Here is a 21,653-nt window from a genome sequence, read left to right as displayed (position 1 = left end):
GAAGGTACTGGTTTGAAATTAAAAAAAGACGAAACTCCTCTGTAAGAAGTCTCGCCTTTATATCGTTTAGATTGATAATTCTTTTGATAGTTGATACATACGCTCATCAATATGATGAGGCTCACCTAAGATTTCCATAATATTATAATCAACAATTTCGTTTTTACGGATACCGATTGCACGCCCGCCTTTACCTTCCATTAATAACTCAACGGCGCGGCCACCAAAACGACTTCCTAACACGCGATCTTGTGCAGTTGGTGATCCACCACGCTGAATGTGACCTAGAACCGTAACGCGAGTTTCAATTCCAGCAGCTTCTTCAAGCTGTTTTGCTACTTCATTTCCTGTAGCTACACCTTCAGCAACAACAATAATACTATGTTTTTTGCCACGCTCTTGGCCTTTCTTTAGACGATCTACCATCTCTTGGAACTCATCTTTTGCTTCAGGAATTAAGATTGTTTCAGCTCCTCCAGCTAATCCAGACCATAGAGCAATATCTCCAGCATTACGTCCCATTACTTCAATAATAAACGAACGTTCATGTGAAGTAGCCGTATCGCGAATTTTATCAATCGCATCGATAACAGTATGTAAAGCTGTATCGAACCCTAGAGTAAAGTCTGTTCCTGGAATGTCATTATCAATCGTTCCTGGAATACCTACACATGGAAAACCTAGCTCAGTTAGCTTAACAGCTCCCATGTAAGATCCATCTCCACCGATTACTACTAAGCCTTCAATACCGTGTTTTTTTAGGTTTTCAATACCTTTACGGCGTCCCTCTTCTGTTTTGAACTCTGGACATCTTGCAGAATACAACATTGTTCCACCGCGTTGAATGATATCCCCAACATCACCCACTTCAAGCTTTCGAATATTTCCTTCAATTAACCCTTGATATCCTTGATAAATACCGTAAACTTCCATTCCTTCATGAATCGCTTTACGCACAACAGCACGAACCGCAGGATTCATTCCTGGAGAATCACCGCCGCTTGTTAATACACCTATTCTTTTCATTAATTTTCACCTCATCAAAAGTCAAATCAATTGACACTGTATTCTATTTTTACATTCTACATGACTACAAAGTATTTGTGTAGTAATTCACAACAGATTTCTATTATTATTTTTAAATGTCCTTACATTTTCATATGTTTTAGTTATTAACAGTTAAATATTCAATTTTTTTCTATTTTTTTAAAGAAAAATACATCTTTCTACTCGCTATAATTTTCATTTTTTTCATATTTTGTAATGAAAATGTAACGTTTTAACCTGTCGAAAGGTGTTATGATTATTTTACGAAAATTGACGGAAAATTGATGGAGGACCATTATGAAGAAACTTGTAGCAGTTTTTACCCTCGCTAGCTTTTTATTTGCTAGCCCTTTAGTTAGTCAAGCTGCGCTAGGTGATCAAACATTAAAGCAGGGCATGAGGCATCAAGATGTTCAGCAATTGCAGCAACTTTTAAAGAAAAAAGGTTATTTTACTGGCAATACAACAACTTATTTTGGCCCAGCTACATCAAATGCAGTTAAATCATTCCAGCGTAAAAATGGACTGTCTGCCGATGGAGTTGTTGGAAAAGGTACATACGCAAAGCTAGGAGTGAAAACTTCTTCACAGACTTCTACGTTTAATGCTTCAAAAGTTATTAACAAAGGAAAACAATATATAGGTGTTCCATATCGTTGGGGTGGAACAACGCCTAGCGGATTCGATTGTAGCGGCTTTATTGGTTATACTTTCAAGCAGAGCGTTGGCATTACTCTACCTCGAACTGTGGCCGAGATTTATAAAAAAGGTACTCGAGTAACAAGCTTGCAACCTGGGGACATCGTGTTTTTTCAAACATACCAAAAAGGTGCTTCACATGCTGGCATCTATATGGGCAACAATCAATTTTTACATAGCTCATCTTCAAAAGGTGTTTCAGTTGCTTCATTAAAAGATAGCTATTGGAGTAAGCGTTATATCGGTGCAAAAAGAATTCGTTAATCAAAAAAAGCCAACTTACGTTGGCTTTTTTTAACGACAAAAACTATAGTATTCATTAATGATATCTAGTACTGTTGGATACTCATCTACCCACGTAAAGTTAGTCTTCTCGTTTTGTTCTTGTTCTGTTTCTTTTTTAATTGTAATTTGCTCCACAAAATATCTCTCCCTTTTTCTGTTATATAACATATATATCGTTTTCCTTTTGTTTTATAACAAAAATTCTAAAAAAAGAAGACGTGCTAAAAGAAGCGCTCACGATTTAGTGAGCGCTTCTTTTAATCCGCTTGAATTTTAATGTAGCATGTACGATTTCTAGGGCCATCAAATTCACAAAAATAAATCCCTTGCCACGTTCCTAATAATAGACTTCCATTTTCAATAATAATTTGCTGTGAAGAACCGACGGTGCTTGCCTTTAAATGGGCTGCTGTATTTCCTTCAAAATGTTGATCTTTTTCATCAATCCAAGGATATACCTCATCAAACCTTCTAATCATGTCACGTTTTACATCTGGATCTGCATTTTCATTAATTGTGATACCAGCAGTTGTATGGGGGCAATACACCGTGACTACTCCGCTTTTCACTTTTTTTCTCTTGATTTCCGCGTTTACTTCACTTGTCACATCAACCATTTCATCACGACTACTCGTTTGAATCTTAAATGAATGTAACATGTTTTCACTTCCTTTTTTGTTAGTTAGCATAACATCTACTGAACTCGCAAAGACTAGTATATATTCTTTTTTATCGTACTGTTTTTTACTACTGAATTCAATATACGGTTAATGACATAAAGGCGGTGAAGACTTGCTCAATTCAACTTTTCAACGAGATACAGAGTATGTGGTTAAGACATTTCTAGAACTAGCAGGTGACAGCAGTGACATAGCTTCAAAAAAGCTATGGATTTCATCTACTGATTTCTTTTATATCCTTTATCTACAAGGACTTGTAGATAGCGAAAAGCTGAATCAACTAACAGAAAAGATGGTTCAGTCTAAAACCTCCTCTCCAGTCAATACACTAGATCGTTGGGATTCTTTTATCTCAACAATTGAAAGTACTGAGATTTACACATACAAGCAAGCTCTCACTTCTTTTTTCAAAGGAGAACCTTTATTATTTATTCATAATCGTACAACAGCCTACTCATTAAACATGACAATGGCTAAACAGCGTACATGGAGTGAACCAACAACTGAAAAAGTAGTGCGCGGTCCAAAGGTTGCATTAATTGAGAATTTAGAAGAAAATATCGGGATTTTAAGGCAAAGAGCCAGTGATGCAAACTTAATCGTGGAGGATGTTTTTATAGGAGAAGAGCAGCTCCATCGAACATCAATGGTTTTTCATAAAAAGCAATGTCAACCTCATATAGTGAATCAAGTTCGTGAAAAGCTTCAACACATTAACCTTAATAATGTTCAAGATTCTGGAATGATTGAAGAATTTCTCGAAGAAGCTCCGTACTCCCCTTTTCCGCAAGTCCAAAATACGGAGAGACCCGATCGCGTTTTAGCAGCTATTAATGAAGGAAGAGTTGCAATTTTTGTAGATGGTTCACCTTTTGCTCTGTTAGTACCAACAACAATTGACATGATTATGAAATCACCAGATGACTATTATGAAAGATGGTTGGCAGGTTCTCTCTTACGCCTTCTTCGCTATATTTCAATTTTCATTACGCTCTTTTTCTCAGCTATCTATATTAGCCTTGTATCGTTTCATCAAGGACTGCTTCCAACTGAGCTTGCCATTACAATTGCAGCAACGCGAGAAGACGTGCCGTTTTCACCTTTTATTGAAGCGATGGTAATGGAAGTGACCATCGAATTACTAAGGGAAGCCGGACTTCGCCTTCCAACACCTGTCGGACAAACCGTTGGATTAGTAGGAGGAGTTGTTATTGGACAAGCAGCTGTAGAAGCTCATATTGTAAGTTCCGTCATGATTATTATCGTATCCGTTACGGCAATTGCTTCTTTCACCGTTCCTCAATATGGGATTGGTTTATCTTTTCGAATTTTAAGATTTGGTTCAATGATTATTGCAGCATTCTTGGGATTATACGGAGTCACTCTTTTTTTACTTATATTAGTTACACATTTAACAAAGCTTGAAAGTTTTGGAATGGAATATTTTAAACCTTTTTACGCTAAAAACAGTAAATCATGGAAAGATTCCTACGTACGCTTACCCTTTAAAAAAGCAAATGTAACGAAGAGATAAGGAGGCATTATGAAGCAACAAGATCAGCTGCTATCAAACTTTTATGCAATAGCAACCATTTCATGTACGATGCTCGGTGTAGGATTATTAACGCTGCCACGCTCTATTACTGAAAAAACAAATAATGCAGATGGATGGATTGTTTTACTAGTTGAATGGGGATTATTCTCTTTAATTATTATTTTGCTTGCTTGGATGATAAAATCTTTTCAAATTCAATCGCTATATGAATTTTCAAAAGAAGTAACGGGCAAATTTTTAGGCAGTATTATTAATCTTTTCGCCATTACTTATTTTACCGCTGTATCAAGTTTTGAAATTCGAGCTATGTCGGAAATGATTCAATTTTACCTTCTTGAAAGTGTTCCTTTGGGAGTAATCATCATTACGTTTATGCTCACATCACTCTATACGCTAACAGGTGGTATGAATACAATTAGTAAGATGATGGCTTTGTTTTTTCCTTTTACTATTATTATCTTATTAGCCCTTTATGGTTTTAGCGTTAATATGGTTAGCATTTCAAATCTTCGACCCGTTTTAGCTGATGGGATTCATCCAATTTTAAATGCATTTACAACAGTTTCTGTTTCATTTGTAGGTGCAGAATTAATCTTGTTTTTACCAAAATATCTAAAGAATAAAAAGCAAATTCGAAAGATAGCTCTCATAGGATTTGGGATTCCCCTTACCCTTTATATTATTACCTATATTCTTGTCGTTGGCGCTTTAACAGTACCTGAAGTTAAAACGATTGTTTATCCAACTATTGCATTTGTTCAGTCTCATGAAGTAAAAGGGATCTTTGTTGAACGCTTAGAGCTTTTCTTGCTCACAGTTTGGCTATTACAATTTTTTTTAACGTTTCAGATGTTTAATTTTTTAGCTTTTTCAGGGATTACCATGATGTTAAAAAAGAATTCCACAAAGAAGTCCGCTATTATTCGTGTAACTCTAGCAGTTATCATTGTAGTAGGCTCACTTCTCCCTAAAACAGCCGGAGACGTTATTGCGTTTGCTGACCTTTTAGGCTGGGGTTTTTTAATTGTATTTCTTGCAGTTCCACTTTTCTTAGGGCCCATTATGCTAATTAAGAAACGAGTGAAGAAGATATGAATAAGTACTTGGCTCTCATCATGATGATAATTATATTAGTGGGTTGCTCTCGGCACCGTAATATTGAACAACTCTCACTCGTCATTGGCGTTGGTATTGATTCATTAGACACGGTAAACGAAAAAACGGATCAGCATAACCTTATGCTCACTCACCAAACTCTTGTATCTCCAGACCGAGGTGGGATGTCATCGTCCTCGTCCTCACCGTATAAAAACATTGTCACTAAAGGACCCACAGTACATGAAATTACACGAGATATTGCATTAAAACAAGACCCTTTGTTCAGTCAGCATCAGCGTATTTTAGTATTTGGTGAACAAGCTGGGAAGACCTTTAAATTAGACGCTCTGATGGATCAGCTTGCTAGGGATAATGAAATCCGCAGAAGCTGCCTTATTTTTGTTACAAATGGCCAAGCAAAGGATATTTTAACGATTAAAGGAATGGATACTCCACCGGTTAATGTCATATATGATTTAGTTGAAAATAGATATCGAACCAATAAAATACTTCCCACTTTATCATTAGGAGAAATATCAGCTAAGTTAGAAACGGACCAAAGCTTTTTAGTACAACGTGTTTCAAAGTTAGAAAAAGACATCCAGTTAAACGGAGCAGCTTTAATTAAAGGTAGGAAGATATACGCATTTTTATCTCAAAACGACTTACAAGCACTTAGTTGGTTAAGAGGGGATATTCAAGGTGGGATCGTGTACGGCAAGCATGGAAGGTATCCTTTCTCGTTTGAAATTGGTTCTGTTAAACAAAAAGTCAAAACCAAAGTTAAAAACGACCATAGCATTCATTTTGATGTCTACGTAAAGACATCTGGAAGGCTATCAGAAGATTGGGATGCTTCTGACCAGAAGCTTTCCCCTTCTTTTATTAACCATATTGAAAAAAATGTCGAAAAAATTATAAAATCAGATACAAGCAAAATAGTTCAAAAACTCCAAAATGACTATCAAGCAGATGCAATTGAATTTAGAGAATATGTACGAATTAACCACCCTTCATTTTGGAAGAAACATCGAAAAGAATGGGACACTATTTTTTCAAATTCTACTATTGATTATCATATTAACGTTACAATTGAAGATTTTGGAGCAAAAACAGACAGCGGCTAATGAGCCGCTGTCTTACTTTAATTCCATGATCATATAGTGATTTGTATATGACTTTCTTTCAAAAGAAGTTCGCTTTTCCTCTCGATCAAAATAAAATAACTCATCTTCCTGGTATTGAAAGGTATCACCTTTTTTATCCATTTCTTTAATAAACGACAGGTAATCATCCGAGTGAATTAAGTACCGCTCTGGTTTATCTGAAACTTGAACTACTTTTTCATTTCCTGTTTTCATTTTTGCTATACCAACTGCTAAAGGTATCGGATTTCCTTCTTGAAAAATAGTCTTATAAAAAATGAGCACAAATAATAAGCACGTAACGCCTACGACTAGCAAGATTTGTTTTTTTATTATCTTCACCTACTTTTCATATGGTTAACTCTATTATCAAGTGAAATTCTGCGTGAGCAAAAATGCTCTGCCATGTTATTTTTATGAAGGTTGATTGACGTAAAAGTATTTACGTTACTAATACGACAGCTTTGTAAAAAACACCTTTCTTTTATAAGAATTTGAATGGAAATATAACAGTTTCATTACCTTTCCGTTAAATCAGGTTTGCACTCCACATTTCCAATTAACTTCATGCTAAACTTGAGTCAATAATAACGTAAAAACTTTACGAATAGATAGGGTGTTGCGTATGAACAATGTTACTTTACAATCATATTTATCTCACTTATTTCCTAATGTCCAAATGAAAAAACCGCTTTTTTACAATGCACCAATAGGTATTCGATTCAAGCTAACAAATCAAAAGCGCGTGTGGGAACAAGGGTATATGAAAAATGTTTATAAACGCACATACCAAATTTTTAAAGCACTTCATGATGAAGAGGATGAGCTCATCGTAGTATTTCGTTCGCCATCTCCAAAAACTGAACTATCTTTTCTAAAGCGCACTGATATATTAATGAAAAAATTTATTCGCTCTCGGTTAAGAAAGACAAGCGTACAGCTGTTATCAACTAAAAATGAGTATGCTATTGCATGCAAGCCAACTGACTTGAAGCAAAAACAGTTACTACAATCTATTGCGAATCGCGATTTACATATCCAACCTGCGATTGAAGAGGAATGTTACATTATCAATGTAAGCAAAGGAACCATTTTTCATCTCTATGATGATCGAGCGTTAGATGTCGTATCTAATAATCAACGTTCGCTTGGGTTACTACAAGAAAAGTTTAAAGAATGGATTTTGGATATGGATGCTACTGAACATTCACCAATAAGCTAACAAAGCTGCTGTATCTATGAATAGATACAGCAGCTTTGTTTTATTTTATTTGCTTATTAAGCCACTGAACCGTGTGTTGAACCATTTGCGTTTGCTGTTCTTGAGGAGAAATCGTTGCTTTATTATCCCCTTTTTGTTCACCGTATAGACCAAACTGCGCATGGTTTGCTCCTTTTAACTCCACTATTTTGGCATTCCTTGAAAGTAAATGCTTTGTTTCTGAAATCTTATTGGGCGTTGATAAACCATCTCTTTCACCTGTTAGGGATAGAATTGGATAATTCGTGTTTGAAAAATCATTTTTATTCATTGGATAGGAAGCCAACAAAATAAGACCTTTTATCCTACTTTGATGATTATACGCATAAGAACTGGCTACAACTCCTCCCAAAGAATGGCCTCCGATAAACCAATTATCAATAGTAGGATATTCCTTCATAATTTCTTTTACCTTGTTACTTGAAAAGAAACTAACATTAAAAGGCGCATCTACTATGCCTACTAGATATCCTTGTTTTGCAACTTCTTGTGCGTAGTAACCGTATGCCATTGCATCTACTTTTGCGCCTTGATAAATAATATAGCCACCTTTTATATCACTATTGTCACTTGGCTGAAAGAGTAGGTAGCCATCTTTTTGTATCGCTTGCTTTGAAACGCCTAAATTTTCAACTTCTTGAGAATGCTTATAATCAAACTGTGTCCAAATGACAAAGAATGCTATCAAAACAGCAAGTAAAACCAAAACTCCTACTACTAGTACTTTAAGTAATCGTTTAAACATAAAATTCCTCTTTTCTTTATACTACCGAATGGAACATTCAACTTTACATTATCTTGTAGCAAAAATGCACCTTTATGAATGAAAATAATGGTTCTACGGAACAATAAAACAAATTAACCAGCAAAGGAATTCTGTATGAAGCATATTACTTACCAAACGCACAAGCGACATAAAGCCCATGTTAGCTTGTTTGGCACAACTCAACTCCACCTTCGAAACCCTTATATTATTGCCTGGTGGTCTGCTGCTTTTCCAGGTTTCGGTCACCTTTTGTTATCTAAAAACATCACGGGACTGCTCTTATTCATTTGGGAGGTTTATACAAATATCCATGCCAATATTAATGTTGCGATGGTATATTCTTTTACCGGTAGGGTAGAAGAAGCCAAGACCATATTGGATACTCGATGGGCGCTTTTATATATTCCTGTTTATCTATTTGCCATTTGGGATAGCTACCGCACAACCATCGACATAAACAAAGTATACGTGCTGGCTGAACACCAAAACGAGCCTTTTGATACCTTTAAAATGGGTGCTTTAGAAGTCAATTACCTTGATAAACGCCGCCCTCTAGTAGCTGTCATGTGGTCCATACTGATGCCAGGCGCGGGTCAACTTTATATTCACCGAATTATCATAGGTTTCTTCTCTTTAATTTGGGTAGTCGTATTTTTTTATCAATCACAATTTCTTCCGGCAGTTCATTTTCTTTTTTTAGGAGACATCCCAAGTTCAACAAGCGTTTTAAATATAGAATGGCTTTTATTCCTTCCTTCTATATACGGTTTTAGCTCCTATGATGCCTATGTTAACACCATTGAGAACAATAAATTATATGATCGTGAACAAGCTGACTTTCTTTCACAAAACTATCAACAATACCGCTTTTCATTAAAACAGCGATTATAGCTTCTATATGCTAAATCTCGATATAGTAAGGAGCCCATTATGCAAGTATTCTCTACTTTCGATCACTCAATTTATTTAGAACTTGCCATTGTAGCATTGGAGCGCAGTGGCATTCCTAAAAGCCAAATTTTAGCCATCCCACTGGAAATAAAAGATGACCAATTTTTAATTTTTGATAGCATTCATCAATCAGACGGTATTAGCCTATTTGACATCGCTGCTGGCTTGGCAACAGCTTTTGCAGTTATAGGCGCAAGCGTTGGATTTATCTTAACATGGGGACCTATATACTGGGGGTTAATTGGTGCTGCTTCAGGATTTATCATTGGCTTTTTAATTAACTTTATTTATTATAAATTTGTTAAAAAGCGAAGTAAACAAGCGCAAGGAGCGGAAGTGATTTTAATCGTAGAGTGTATACCCGAACAAACAGATCATGTAATTAAAATATTAAAAACAAACTTCTCTAAGGGATTAGCAGTTCTTTCATAGAGCAAAAAGAAGGTGAAACATAATTATTTCTGCCAACTATCTATTCGAACTATCGCAAGTTAACTACTTTTGATAGTTCGGATGTTTTTATTAAGTTGGTTTAAAAGATCGTTTTAAAAACTAGTGGAATGGAGAGTAAGGCATTCCACTCCCACGAGAACTAGAAGGAAAGCTGAGGCTCCAACCTAACTATTGTAAAACGCCACGATTTGTCTTTGAGAAGAGTACAATTAGTTGTATCCCAGCCTTTTTTATACTTAGTGGATATCTTTTTTCTTAAACCTTCCTCCTCTTACTTCAGCAATATTTGCTACTGCGAAAAAGGCAGTTGAATCAATTTCATCAACAATTTCTTTTAGCTTTGCTTCTTCTAACCTTGTGATAACGCAAAAGATTACTTTTTTATCATCACCCGTATATGCTCCTTCTCCTTTTAAGTACGTTACTCCTCTGCCTAACCTTGCTAAAATGGTTTCACCAATTCGTTCGTATTGTTCGCTAATGATCCATGCAGATTTTGACTCGTCTAGCCCTTGAATAACAATATCAATTGTTTTAAAAGCAATGAAGTAAGCCATTAACGAATACATAGCACGATCCCACCCAAACACAAACCCTGCACTTCCTATAATAAATAGATTAAAGAACATGATAATTTCTCCAACAGAAAAAGGCATTTTCTTGTTAAATAAAATAGCGAGAATTTCTGTGCCATCTAAAGAGCCACCGTACCGAATTACAATTCCTACCCCAATACCTAAAATGATACCTCCAAAAACCGTTGCTAAAAGTGGATCAGTTGTTAGCACAGGCAGTGGATGAAAAATGTATGTAGCAATAGATAAAATGCTGACTCCAAAAAGAGTTGATAAAGCAAACGTTTTGCCAATTTGCTTATAGCCTATATAAAAGAAAGGTAAATTTAGTACAAAAATATACGCTCCAAGCTTTAAACTTGTTAAATGAGACAATATGATAGACACTCCAACAATGCCTCCATCAATGACTTTATTAGGTACTAGAAAAAATTCTAAACCTACCGCCATTAATATAGCGCCAAATAAAATTAGTAACACACGCTTAATAATCATCTTGCGTGGCAAAGATCGATGCACTACTTTCACTTTTTTTTCTTCAACTGGTAACATTGGCACATCCACTCCTTTCTATAAATTTTATCATAACATTCTGAATATTTTACTTTGTTTTATTTATTATATTTCGCTTCTTGCGCATTAAACCATGAATATATTGGAGAAACTTGTAGATGATAACAATTGCAGAGTTGTATAGACATTTTTTACCTTCAAAAAATGTTCAAATTAAAAAAACAGTTTAAAAGTTTTCAAAATTACATATTGGGTATAAAATATGTGTACAACATTTGCGCAAATGTTAAACAAAAAGTATACAAAAAAGGAGAATGAAACAAATGAAAAAAATTAAAGTTGGTATTGCTTCTTTAATGGCTGTTTTATTACTTGCTTTTACCGGAAATTTCGCATCAGCTGCAAGCAATGACGCAATGGTACGTGTTGTTCATGCTTCACCAGATGCACCTGAAGTTGACGTATATGTTGATGGAAAAGCTGCTGTTGAAGGTGCGGCTTTTAAAGATGCTACTGATTATTTAACTTTACCTTCTGGTGAACATAAAGTTGACATCTATGCTGCTGGCACAAAAGGAAAAGAAGAGGCTGTCATTTCTACAAGCTTAACAGTTGAAGCGGGAAAAGCTTATACTGTAGCTGCAATTAACAAAGTGGCTAGTTTAGAATTGAAAGTACTTGAAGACGATATGAATGTAACAGAAGGAAAAGCCAAAGTACGTGTAGGCCACTTTTCTCCTGATGCTCCGGCCGTAAATGTAGGCGTTGTCAATGGCCCTACACTTTTTGAAAACGCATCATTTAAACAAGTAACAGATTATTCAGAAGTTGACGCTGATACGTATGATTTAGAAGTAACAACTGCTGACGGTAATACAAAAGTATTAGATCTTGCAGGTACAAACTTAGAAGCAAATACAGTATATACAGTTTTAGCTGTGAATACTGCTGATAACCTTGAGCCAATTGTCTTAAAAGACAACACAGCAATGCCTTCTGAAATGCCAAAAACAGGTATGGGTGGAGCTTCTGAGCAATCAAATGATTCTCTTCTTCCTGTATTAACTCTATTAGGAATTGGAGCGGTTGCTATCTTTGTTGTTCGTCGTCATAAAGGCTACGAGAATTAATGAAGAACATGAGATGGGCTTTACCAGTTATATGCACAGCTTTTTTAGGGTTAGTCGGTTGCTCAGCACAGTCAGTCACAACTACTGCACAACCAGAGCCTGAAAAAGTAAAAATGGCAGAAACAAAATTAACAAGTTCGCCCCCACAAGCGTCAGTTAATGTTTCTGCCCCATCTCAGCTTACAATACCAAAGTTAAGCATTCAAGCGCCGATTGAAAAAACCGGCTTAACAAATGACGGACAAATGGGTGTTCCTGATAACGGTAACGATGTGGCATGGTTTGAACCTGGTACAAAGCCTGGTAATGAAGGAAATGCTGTTATTGCTGGACATGTTGATGATAAGGAAGGACCCGCAGTTTTTTACAACCTTCATAAACTTGATAAAGGCGATGAAATTTTTGTATCCGACGAATCAGGTAATGTGCTTACATTTGTTGTTACCAATAAAGAAGCCTACCCTCGTGAAGATGCACCTTTACGAGAAATCTTTGGACCAACATTTGATCATCAACTTAATTTAATTACATGTACAGGATTATTCGATAGACAAAATAAAACACATGAAGAACGTCTTGTTGTTTATACAAAACTTCAGGATACTAAAGTAGCCAATGCTCAATAAGCATTGGCTACTTTTATGATTTTTTCACTATATCCATGAAAACATCTTGTTCTATCGGACATACTAATGAATACGAAAACTTCGTTTACATGCACTTCCTTACTACTATAAAATAAAAGCAGATGAACAGGAGGCTATCATATGCAGCATAAATGGCTTATTGTACTTTTAATTACGTGCCTAGTGGGAGTTGCTTTTTTTATTGGTAACGCCAGCGTGGGTACTACTGCTGAAAAAAACCCGCTTATCATTGCCCACCGCGGAGCTTCTGGCCATGAACCAGAGCATACAATAGAAGCCTATAAGCTGGCACAAAAAATGAAAAGTGACTATATTGAGATTGACCTTCATATGTCTAAAGATGGGCAACTAGTGGCCATTCATGACTATGCCCTACACCGTACAACGAATGGAACAGGATATGTGAAAAATAAAACTGTAAAGCAACTTCAGGCTTTAGATGCAGGAAGCTGGTTTTCTACTAAACGAAAAGGAGCTTATATTCCAACACTTGACGAAATTTTTGCTACGTTTGGAAACGACATTCGCTATTATATTGAAACAAAATCACCTCATGAATATCCCGGTATGGAAAAAAAGCTAATGACTCTTTTAGATACGTACAATATAAATAAACAACAGCTTATTATTCAATCGTTTAGTGATGAAAGTCTGCGCACTTTTCACCACTTAGAACCTTCTATTATGCTCATTCAATTAGTTTCCTATAGACAAGGCTTATTAACGCCGAATCAGTTAAAGAACATTCATCGATACGCTGATGGAATCGGCCCAAGTTCGAAGACATTAACAAAAAGCTATATAAAAACGGTTCAAGCATATGGACTAGACATTCATGCTTATACAGTAAACGATACAAAAGAGATGAAAAAGCTAATTCAATGGGGTGTAAACGGTATTTTCACGAATTATCCTGACCGTTTATATCAAGCTGTTCATCCTTACAAAAAGACCCCTTTTACATATAATTTTCCTATGTAAAAGGGGCTTTAGACTATTTGGTAAAGTTAAATATCTCGGTTACGGACAAGTGATAAATAAAAACCTATTACTATAGCCGAATAGGCTATTCCCCAGCAAAAGCCAACCCACACATAGGAATCCTCACTAATAAAATTTATCATGGCTGCTATTGGTGGCAATAAATAAATAAACATTTGCAAACCTTCATAAGGATAAGGAACACCAGCTACTGCCAGCGTTAACACCAACACAAAAACTGGTCCAAACCATGAAAGATTACCCGTGCGAAGCATATGGCGAGTAAATAGCAATGACACACTCATGCTTGTTAAGCAGCTTACCAAATGCAGAAAATATCCAAACAATTGCTCTTTAACAGTGGGCATTGAAGAAAACATATTAAAGACGATTGGGTATATGATTGAAACAGCGCTTAGAACAACTGCCATTACTACAATACTGATTAGTTTACTGATAAAATAAACTGATTTTTTTCTTACATGTAGCCTTGTAATTCTTTCTTGCTTACTATTTTCTGCATGCATGAATGAAATTGTAACCCATGAGAAAGTAAAGAATAAATAAATAGAAGTATTATAGAAACTATCTAGTATTGGATTCGGTGTGTATGTATAGGTAATAATTAATAAGATTAAGTATAAAGCCAATGGCGGAATATACCGGTATGACTTTAAATACGTAAGGTAATGATATCGTATTAATGCAATCATTTCTAATAGTCTTCCCTTTCAATAATTTCTATCCGATGAATATCTGCTCGTACCTCGATTAGCTCTTTGAGCAATTGGTTCATGTCTTGCTTTTTAATATAAAGCGTATAACGGCTACCGTGCTGCTCAACTTTAGCACACTTCCCTTTGAGCTCTCGAATCGGCTTATTTATAATAAAGTCTGCTTCAATAACAGCAAGCCTATCTATAGACTCAATACGCTGACTTCGAAGTATTTTTTGGGCACCAATGGTAATTACTCGATCTGCTGTTACTTGAATTAACCTTTCTTCATGACAAGTAAAAATAATGGTCATCCCTCGATCTTTTAATCGACGAAACGCTTTCTCAACATCAACCTGTGCTTTGGCATCTAGACCAGATAACGGTTCATCAAGAAGAAGAAGCTCTGAAGATCCCAACATTGCTTGCATCATGTTGACTTTTTGCTTCATCCCTTTTGAAAAAGATGTAATTTCTTCATACTTATACTCGATCATGTCAAAGGTCTCGAGCAACTCTTCAATTTTTAAAAGCAGCTTTTTTTTCGAGATTTGCTGAATACGCCCCATATGGAATAGATAATCTTGAAGTCGAAATGGAAGTTCTTGAGGAAATTGTTCTACCACAAATGCCGGTAATCCAACGAAGGAATCAATTGTTACACTCCCTTTAGTTGGCTTAATTAACCCTCCTAAAATCTTTAATAACGTACTCTTTCCGGCACCGTTTTTGCCGACAATGGCTACTGTTTCTCCCTTTTGAAAAGTTGTATGGACATTTTCTAGTACCGTTTGCTTTTTGTATGATTTTGAGACATTTTTCAATTGAATTAATGTTTCCATTTTACTTGTCCTTCCTTTAGTAAAACATGTAATAAATATGGTTAGTTAAATAGTAGCATATTTACTACATAAATAGTGCTTTCACATACAATTTTAGACAAGAAAATTAACTCTCAGAGGCGAATTATGACGTTTCTAACATAAGTAAGTGGCAGAAATACGTTCGTTCCATTACGCTGCAAACACTCGCTTGTTAACTTATTTTCAAAGCAAACAAAAATACCCAAATGATTGCAAGTTCATTCGCAATCACTTGGATACCTAGTTCACTGCAATGCTTATGTCTCCGCCCCTTTTCCTCTTCTACATATAAAGAACCATATGTTCTTCATCAATGAATTTATCATCTACGTGTAAAGCTTGTTTTTCAAATCCATAACTTTTAAATCCTAAAGATGTGTACAGAGCTTTGGCGCCTGGATTATTAGCTGCCACTACAAGATAGATTTGCAGCAGCTCTTTTGATTTTGAAGCTTGTTCAACAACTGTTTTTAAAAGTGATTTTCCAAGCCCCACCCCCCTCGCTTCTGGAGCTACGTACATTCCCCAAACCTCTCCTTTATGCTGAACTTTTAAAGGCTTTTGTTTTTTATACCCTACAATTCCAACCAGTTTATCATCAAGAAAACCTCCCACAATAAACTCATCTTCAAGCGTAGGAAACTGCTTGCGAATATCTGACACTTCTTTTTCACATTCTTCTTCGTAACTTAAAACAAAACTTTCTGGATGATCTCGCAGGGCTCTTAAACGTAGCTCCCAATAAATATCTGCATCTTCTTTCGTTAATAACCGAATGTTCATATCCTCACCTGGTTTTCGCTTATTTTCTTACATATTAGGGCTCGTATACAGTGAAAACATCACTCCACCGATATAAATCATAATAATTAGCGGGCACATCAATATCTTTAATAAGTGCTTTCTCTTGCTTGGTACTACCAGACATAATGTTGGCACTTTTGCGATTTGTACGTATCCATAAGGTTTGCTTAGAGTGATTTATATATGTTGGTGCATAATCTCCCCAGCCTTTTAAAGGATTGGTTAATTTTTCTTGCTCGTTTTTTGATAAGTTAATTGTATAAAGTGAGGGAAGCGGCCGTTTCTTAACGTCGTTTGACCAATCCGATTCCTGTACTCTTGAAATAATAATTTTCTTATCCGCCGCCCATGTAAAGTCCCAATCAGCAAACCCTTTTGGAGTAAAGATATGTTCTTTAAAAACAGGCATTTCTTTTAAAGTAAACGTTTTATTTTCAGTAGCAATTCGACCTTCTCCGTTAATAAAAGCTAACTCTTGCTGATGTGGAGACCATTTAAACCAATTTGATACGTTTAGCATTGTACCGATTGTTTGAAAAGCTTTGCCCTCAGAAGTTATGACGCATAGCGTGTTTCCATCCGCTGACATAGAAGCTGTCGGAATAGCTAAAAAGCTAATCCAATGGCCATTTTCTGACCACTTAAATTCACTCGTTGTATAAGCAAAAAAGGAGTCGCTGGGGTGGGGCAAGGTTGCAAAAGGTTCAACCTTTTTTATATCTAAGTTTGCATTTTTTTCAACTGTATATAACTTAACCGCTCCCCAACCTCTCGGTGATAGCGTCGCGGACTCCGTTATTAAAAATTTTTCACCGTCTGGGAACCATGAAAATTGATCAACACCAAGGGCTACATGGCTTTTTTTCTTTTGCTTAACGTTATAAATAGTTAAAATGTTGTTTGATATGTAAGCTAACTCCATACCAGTTGGTGACCATTGATAGCTTTGTACATTCTTTTCAATTTCGGTTTGCTTACCTTTTACGCTAGCGGCCATCAACGATTTTCCGTTTTTATAGGCGATATAGGAACCATCCTTTGACCAAACCGGTTCACTTGCCTCATTGCTTGAAGGAATTTTTGTTTCTTTTCCGTTTTCATAAATCCACACGTCACCATCTCGAATAAAACTCACCTTAAAATTAGAAGCTGATTGAACTGTGTTTGGAAGTAATACTATCATGAAGAAGCATAAGAAAAAGCGTCTCATCTTGTCACTCCTTTTTATTAAATTTATCTCTCATATATACTTCTTCTTATCCTTGCACAAATTCAAACATCTCATGACAAAAAACTGTAAAAAAGACTTCTGTTTAAGAAGTCTCGCTGTTATACCTTGAAAGTATGTAAGTGAATCCAATTTATATATTTTTCACAACCAAAATGTTGTTACCCAAAACAAAAAGGCAGTCGTATATACATACGACTGCCTTTTTTAGTTACTTAGTAGGAGCTGGTTTAGTATCTGATTTGCTTTTTAATAACGTCATTCTCTTTTTCAAATAATAACCTTGTCCAATACCAAATAAGTTACCAATAACCCAATATAGAGCTAAAGCGGATGGAAGTGTAAAACCAGCAACTAGTACAAAGACTGGCATAATGTTCATCATCATCTTCATTGGAGGCTGGATTTCATCGGTCATACTTACACGAATTTGTAAGAATGTCGTAACAGCTGCAACAATTGGTAAGATAAAGTATGGATCTGGGGCACCTAAACTCACCCATAAAAATGAATGTTGTGCAATTTCTTCTGTACGTGCAATAGCGTTATAAAACGCAAAGATAATTGGCATTTGAATCAAAATAGGCAAACATCCGCCTAAAGGATTAATTTGGTGCTTTTGATATAACGCCATCATTTCTTTTTGAAGCTTTTGCTGCGTTTCAGGATCTTTCTTACCTGCATATTTTTTTTGAATAGCTTCCATTTCAGGACGTAATGCTTGCATAGCCATAGTGCTTTTTTGTTGCTTTAAAATAAGAGGTAGTAGAACTAGACGAATAATAATTGTGACAGCAATGATAGATAATCCATAACTACCACCAAGAAATTCTGCTACATTTGTTAACGCAAGAGACAAAGGATACACAAAGTAGTGATCCCAAAACCCGCCGCTTGTAGACGTAACAGGATTCTGTGTACTACATCCTGCTAGTGCAATTAATACCATTCCTAAAACTGCTAATAATTTATAATGTCGTTTCATTTTCTTTCCTCCTAATTGTTTAAATGATTACGTTAAGCGAAAACAAGAAGGAAAGGGTCTTCTTCATCTGTGTTTTTTTCTTTTACCGGTGTTTTTCTATATACATGAATAAGCGTCTTCAAACGCTTCCATGCCGCAAATACTGCCACGCTAGTTTGAATGCAAGTGGACTCTCTTAGCTCCTCTGTACGTACCGCTACATACCTCGATTCCCGAAGCATATAATAGCAGACTACATAAGCCATAAGGGCAGTTAAGTACGGAACATATAGAAACAAATCATGATAAAAATCCATATGTTTACTCTCTTTCTAAACTGTAGTTAATGAATCTACTAGTAGTGTAGCATTTACAATGTGCTGACACAATACGTACGTCTTTATCTTCTACGGTTTATTTGTGAAAAAGTTTCACCAAGGCTTATATTTTATAGACAGAGTGTGGGACATCACAAAACAAATTTCCAAAAGACGAACACTCTCTTTTCTTATATCTTTACCTTGTCAGAACACGTTCGTTCCATTGCGCTACTGCCATTCTCCCCTGTTTCTCAAACTGTTTTCACAACTAACAAATAAACCTGAATAATTAAAAGTAAGAAACTCTCAATCGTTCAGGTTTATCATTGACTGAATTACTTATGACCCAGCTTATTTTTTATTTTACAAGAAGCTTTTCAACTTCTTGAATTGTAGGTAATGCTGTCATCGCACCTTTTGTTGAAGCTGCTAATCCTCCAGAAACACTTGCAAAGCGTCCAAAAGAAGTAAGTTCTTCTTCCGTTAAGTTTGAAAGCTGACCATTATATTGATTAATAGAATAAAGCATCCCAGACACAAAGGCATCTCCTGCCCCTGTTGTATCAACAGCATTTACTTTCATAGCAGAAATAGTTACTTTTGCTTTAGAAGATACAGCAAGGCTGCCGTCTGCTCCTAATGTAATAATTAAAAGCGGGATAGCATAATGGCTTAGCACTTCTAATCCTTCTTCAATCGTTTCTTTTCCAGTAATAAAAGTAAGTTCTTCCTCTGAAAGCTTTACAATATCTGCCTTTGGAAGCATCTCCACAATTGTTCGTTTCAATTTTTCTTCATCTTTCCACAACGTTAAACGAACATTAGGATCGAATGACACAAGAACATCATTCTTCTTCGCCAGTTCTACAGCTTTCAAAGTAGCAGAGCGTGAAGGTTCACTAATCATTGAAATTGTTCCAAAGTGAAGAATTCGATGTTCTTTAAATAGCTCTTCGTCAATTTCTGCTTCGTGTAAAAACCGATCTGCACTTGGGTCAATGTAAAAATTAAAGCTGCGGTCACCGTCTTTATCTAACGTAACGAAAACCGCTCCCGTACGTGCTTCATCCGTAAGCTGCATATTTGTTGTATCAACGCCGTATTCGTCAAGCGTATCTTTTAGAAAATGACCCAATACATCATTTCCAACTTTTCCAAGGAATGTAGATTTCAACCCTAACCTTGACACTCCTACCGCCACGTTGGCAGGCGCACCTCCTGGGCTTTTTTGATATGTAAGATTCGTATGATCTAATGGAATAAAATCAATTAATGCCTCTCCTAATGAAATAACACCATTTTTCATTTTTCTCCCTCTCTTTCCTTATGATACAAATGAAGAAAAGTGGAGTAAAATGAACCTTTGTTTTACTCCTACTTTTCTTTCATTTTCTTTATTCCTCTTCTAATTTCATAAACCACGTAACAATAAACGCTACCCCTACTGAAATGACCATTCCAATAATATAGTTAATTAAATTACTCATTCCTAGCGGAGCTGCAATAGCCATCATTGGGATACCTGTTAAACCGTATGCGTTTGCAACAACATTCGTTAGTACCACATATCCACCACCAGCAGCACCACCTATAGCTGCTGCAATAAATGGTTTACGTAACTTTAAGTTTACACCAAAAATAATTGGTTCAGTAATGCCAAGAAACGAAGAAACAGCGGCTGGAATTGCAATTTTCTTTGTTTTTGCATTCTTTGTTTTAAAATATACCGCCAAGCCGGCGCCACCCTGTGCAACATTAGCGCATGCCCATATTGGTAATAAGAAATTAACTCCGATATTAGGATTTGCCAGAAGGCCCGCTTCAATTGCATGAAAACTATGTTGTAGTCCTGTTAATACAATCGTAGAATACAAACCACCAAACACAATACCAGCAAATACACCGGCTACATCATACATTGATTGTAAACCAATTGAAATCAAATCACCAATATATCTTCCAAATGGCCCAATAAATAACAGTGAGATAAATCCTGTAACAATAACCGTCAAAAATGGTGTTACTAGTAAATCAATTGCATTTGGAACAACTTTACGCAAACCTTTTTCAATTTTGCTCATTACATAAATCGCAAGTAAAATCGGTACAACCGTACCTTGATAGCCAATCAATGGGATACTCAATCCTAAGAAATCCATATATTCAGGCTTGGCATCTGCTAAGGTCCATGGGTTTAATAGCATTGGATGGGTTAATATTCCACCCATTACGGCTCCTAAATATGGATTGGCTCCAAATTCCTTAGCAGCTGAAAACCCTATTAAGATTGGTAAGATGATAAATGCTGAGCTCGAAAACATGTCCAGTAAAATAAACAGTGAGCTATCTTCTGAAACCCACTTAAATGCTTTCATCATTCCAAGTAGACCCATTAATAAACCACTTGCTACAATGGCAGGAATGATTGGAACAAAAATATTTGAAAGCATACGAGCGAACCTTGCGAACGGATTCATCTTTTTCTTCATTTCTTCTTGATGATCTGCTGGCTTTTCTGCTTTTTGGTGCTCTACGCCTAGCTCTTTCATAAGTTCTGCATGTACTTTATTAACAAGTCCTGTGCCAAAAATAATTTGAAATTGTCCTGAATTAGAGAAAGCACCTTTAATATCGTCTATTTCATCCAAACCTTTTTGATCGATTTTGCTTTCGTCTCGAATAACTAAACGCAAGCGTGTCGCACAGTGCTGAGCACTGACAACGTTTTCTTTTCCACCCAAAAGCGGAACAAGCTTTTTCGCAATTTCTTTCACATCCATGCGAATTCCCCCTTTATTTATTGTTTTTACTATAGTTTCTGCGACTTAACTAGCCTCATGCACGATGACAACAAAAAAAGACCTAAAACGCGCATTCAAATACATATGCACAACCGCAGTGCATACATCTTTTACGCATTTTAGGTCTTGCCTGCTTAACCAGTCACAATCCCGCTTATTCAATTAATACGC

General features: G+C 36.1%; 24 protein-coding genes. 10 read left to right on the top strand and 14 right to left on the bottom strand.

Annotated elements, in window-relative coordinates; translation table 11 throughout:
• Window positions 1–66 precede the first annotated feature (66 nt).
• Complete coding sequence (gene pfkA, locus V2145_RS05090) at window positions 67–1,026, bottom strand: 6-phosphofructokinase (protein WP_025911412.1); 960 nt, start codon at window positions 1,024–1,026, stop codon at window positions 67–69.
• A gap of 318 nt (window positions 1,027–1,344) precedes the next feature.
• Between pfkA and V2145_RS05085 the strand changes: the two genes are divergently transcribed.
• Window positions 1,345–2,010, top strand: coding sequence for a C40 family peptidase (locus tag V2145_RS05085; RefSeq protein WP_131888081.1), 666 nt, complete (start codon window positions 1,345–1,347; stop codon window positions 2,008–2,010).
• 30 nt (window positions 2,011–2,040) lie between these two features.
• Here V2145_RS05085 and V2145_RS05080 read toward each other — a convergent pair whose 3' ends face one another.
• Together V2145_RS05080 and V2145_RS05075 are read right to left on the bottom strand one after the other, a co-directional pair.
• Window positions 2,041–2,166 (bottom strand): hypothetical protein, encoded by a 126-nt coding sequence (locus V2145_RS05080; protein WP_256993370.1) that lies wholly within the window; start codon window positions 2,164–2,166, stop codon window positions 2,041–2,043.
• A 122-nt stretch (window positions 2,167–2,288) separates the two neighbouring features.
• On the bottom strand, window positions 2,289–2,690 hold the full coding sequence (locus V2145_RS05075) for a secondary thiamine-phosphate synthase enzyme YjbQ (protein WP_210610234.1): 402 nt from the start codon (window positions 2,688–2,690) through the stop codon (window positions 2,289–2,291).
• 133 nt (window positions 2,691–2,823) lie between these two features.
• On the opposite strand from V2145_RS05075, the gene V2145_RS05070 reads away from it, so the two are divergent.
• From V2145_RS05070 to V2145_RS05060, 3 genes are read left to right on the top strand one after another with little or no spacing between them, the layout of a single operon-like run.
• The gene (locus tag V2145_RS05070) at window positions 2,824–4,245 is read left to right on the top strand and encodes a spore germination protein (RefSeq protein ID WP_311857178.1); all 1,422 of its coding nucleotides are present in this window, start codon (window positions 2,824–2,826) and stop codon (window positions 4,243–4,245) included.
• Between the two features lie 9 nt (window positions 4,246–4,254).
• Entirely contained in the window at window positions 4,255–5,361 is a 1,107-nt protein-coding gene (locus tag V2145_RS05065; RefSeq protein ID WP_311857177.1) for a GerAB/ArcD/ProY family transporter, read from the top strand.
• Window positions 5,358–6,491: a Ger(x)C family spore germination protein gene (locus tag V2145_RS05060; protein WP_311857175.1), complete on the top strand. Its 1,134-nt coding sequence runs from the start codon at window positions 5,358–5,360 to the stop codon at window positions 6,489–6,491. Before V2145_RS05065 ends, V2145_RS05060 begins: the two co-directional genes overlap by 4 nt.
• 12 nt (window positions 6,492–6,503) lie before the next feature.
• On the opposite strand, the gene V2145_RS05055 is transcribed toward V2145_RS05060, so the two are convergent.
• Window positions 6,504–6,851 (bottom strand): hypothetical protein, encoded by a 348-nt coding sequence (locus tag V2145_RS05055; RefSeq protein ID WP_256993367.1) that lies wholly within the window; start codon window positions 6,849–6,851, stop codon window positions 6,504–6,506.
• Between the two features lie 283 nt (window positions 6,852–7,134).
• Between V2145_RS05055 and V2145_RS05050 the strand changes: the two genes are divergently transcribed.
• Window positions 7,135–7,731 (top strand): DUF3885 domain-containing protein, encoded by a 597-nt coding sequence (locus V2145_RS05050; protein ID WP_311857174.1) that lies wholly within the window; start codon window positions 7,135–7,137, stop codon window positions 7,729–7,731.
• 40 nt (window positions 7,732–7,771) lie between these two features.
• Here the strand turns inward: V2145_RS05050 and V2145_RS05045 are convergent, their stop codons facing one another.
• Window positions 7,772–8,515, bottom strand: coding sequence for an alpha/beta fold hydrolase (locus V2145_RS05045; protein WP_094912029.1), 744 nt, complete (start codon window positions 8,513–8,515; stop codon window positions 7,772–7,774).
• 135 nt (window positions 8,516–8,650) lie between these two features.
• Here V2145_RS05045 and V2145_RS05040 point away from each other — a divergent pair, with 135 nt between their 5' ends.
• A complete protein-coding gene (locus tag V2145_RS05040) occupies window positions 8,651–9,427 on the top strand; it encodes a hypothetical protein (protein WP_094912028.1) in 777 nt (258 codons plus the stop codon).
• 39 nt (window positions 9,428–9,466) lie between these two features.
• Complete coding sequence (locus V2145_RS05035; protein WP_094912027.1) at window positions 9,467–9,919, top strand: hypothetical protein; 453 nt, start codon at window positions 9,467–9,469, stop codon at window positions 9,917–9,919.
• 257 nt (window positions 9,920–10,176) lie between these two features.
• Here the strand turns inward: V2145_RS05035 and V2145_RS05030 are convergent, their stop codons facing one another.
• Entirely contained in the window at window positions 10,177–11,067 is an 891-nt protein-coding gene (locus tag V2145_RS05030) for a YitT family protein (protein WP_131888089.1), read from the bottom strand.
• Between the two features lie 284 nt (window positions 11,068–11,351).
• On the opposite strand from V2145_RS05030, the gene V2145_RS05025 reads away from it, so the two are divergent.
• The 3 genes from V2145_RS05025 to V2145_RS05015 all read left to right on the top strand — a co-directional run bounded on the left by V2145_RS05025 (window position 11,352) and on the right by V2145_RS05015 (window position 13,786).
• Window positions 11,352–12,158: a DUF4397 domain-containing protein gene (locus tag V2145_RS05025; RefSeq protein ID WP_311857169.1), complete on the top strand. Its 807-nt coding sequence runs from the start codon at window positions 11,352–11,354 to the stop codon at window positions 12,156–12,158.
• A complete protein-coding gene (locus V2145_RS05020) occupies window positions 12,158–12,784 on the top strand; it encodes a class F sortase (protein ID WP_286175452.1) in 627 nt (208 codons plus the stop codon). The genes V2145_RS05025 and V2145_RS05020 overlap by 1 nt, the downstream gene beginning before the upstream one ends.
• 141 nt (window positions 12,785–12,925) lie before the next feature.
• Window positions 12,926–13,786 carry a glycerophosphodiester phosphodiesterase family protein gene (locus tag V2145_RS05015; RefSeq protein WP_094912024.1) on the top strand — a complete coding sequence of 287 codons (861 nt, stop codon included), beginning with the start codon at window positions 12,926–12,928 and terminating at the stop codon, window positions 13,784–13,786.
• Between the two features lie 26 nt (window positions 13,787–13,812).
• Here the strand turns inward: V2145_RS05015 and V2145_RS05010 are convergent, their stop codons facing one another.
• The 8 genes from V2145_RS05010 to V2145_RS04975 form a co-directional block, all read right to left on the bottom strand.
• Window positions 13,813–14,499 (bottom strand): ABC transporter permease, encoded by a 687-nt coding sequence (locus V2145_RS05010; RefSeq protein WP_094912023.1) that lies wholly within the window; start codon window positions 14,497–14,499, stop codon window positions 13,813–13,815.
• 2 nt (window positions 14,500–14,501) lie between these two features.
• Window positions 14,502–15,344, bottom strand: coding sequence for an ATP-binding cassette domain-containing protein (locus tag V2145_RS05005; RefSeq protein ID WP_330987375.1), 843 nt, complete (start codon window positions 15,342–15,344; stop codon window positions 14,502–14,504).
• 303 nt (window positions 15,345–15,647) lie between these two features.
• A complete protein-coding gene (locus V2145_RS05000) occupies window positions 15,648–16,148 on the bottom strand; it encodes a GNAT family N-acetyltransferase (protein WP_330987374.1) in 501 nt (166 codons plus the stop codon).
• A gap of 34 nt (window positions 16,149–16,182) precedes the next feature.
• Window positions 16,183–17,379, bottom strand: coding sequence for a TolB domain-containing protein (locus V2145_RS04995; RefSeq protein ID WP_311857156.1), 1,197 nt, complete (start codon window positions 17,377–17,379; stop codon window positions 16,183–16,185).
• A gap of 229 nt (window positions 17,380–17,608) precedes the next feature.
• A complete protein-coding gene (yidC, locus tag V2145_RS04990) occupies window positions 17,609–18,382 on the bottom strand; it encodes a membrane protein insertase YidC (RefSeq protein ID WP_094912019.1) in 774 nt (257 codons plus the stop codon).
• 32 nt (window positions 18,383–18,414) lie between these two features.
• Window positions 18,415–18,678 carry a hypothetical protein gene (locus V2145_RS04985; protein ID WP_131888096.1) on the bottom strand — a complete coding sequence of 88 codons (264 nt, stop codon included), beginning with the start codon at window positions 18,676–18,678 and terminating at the stop codon, window positions 18,415–18,417.
• Window positions 18,679–19,039: 361 nt separating this feature from the next.
• Complete coding sequence (locus V2145_RS04980; protein WP_094912017.1) at window positions 19,040–19,987, bottom strand: aminoimidazole riboside kinase; 948 nt, start codon at window positions 19,985–19,987, stop codon at window positions 19,040–19,042.
• 88 nt (window positions 19,988–20,075) lie between these two features.
• Window positions 20,076–21,461: a sucrose-specific PTS transporter subunit IIBC gene (locus V2145_RS04975; protein WP_094912016.1), complete on the bottom strand. Its 1,386-nt coding sequence runs from the start codon at window positions 21,459–21,461 to the stop codon at window positions 20,076–20,078.
• Window positions 21,462–21,653 lie beyond the last annotated feature (192 nt).

The sequence above is a fragment of the Priestia sp. GS2 genome, assembly GCF_036409025.1.
GTDB classification, from domain to species: domain Bacteria; phylum Bacillota; class Bacilli; order Bacillales; family Bacillaceae_H; genus Priestia; species Priestia aryabhattai_A.
This window is presented reverse-complemented; position numbering and strand designations above follow the sequence as displayed.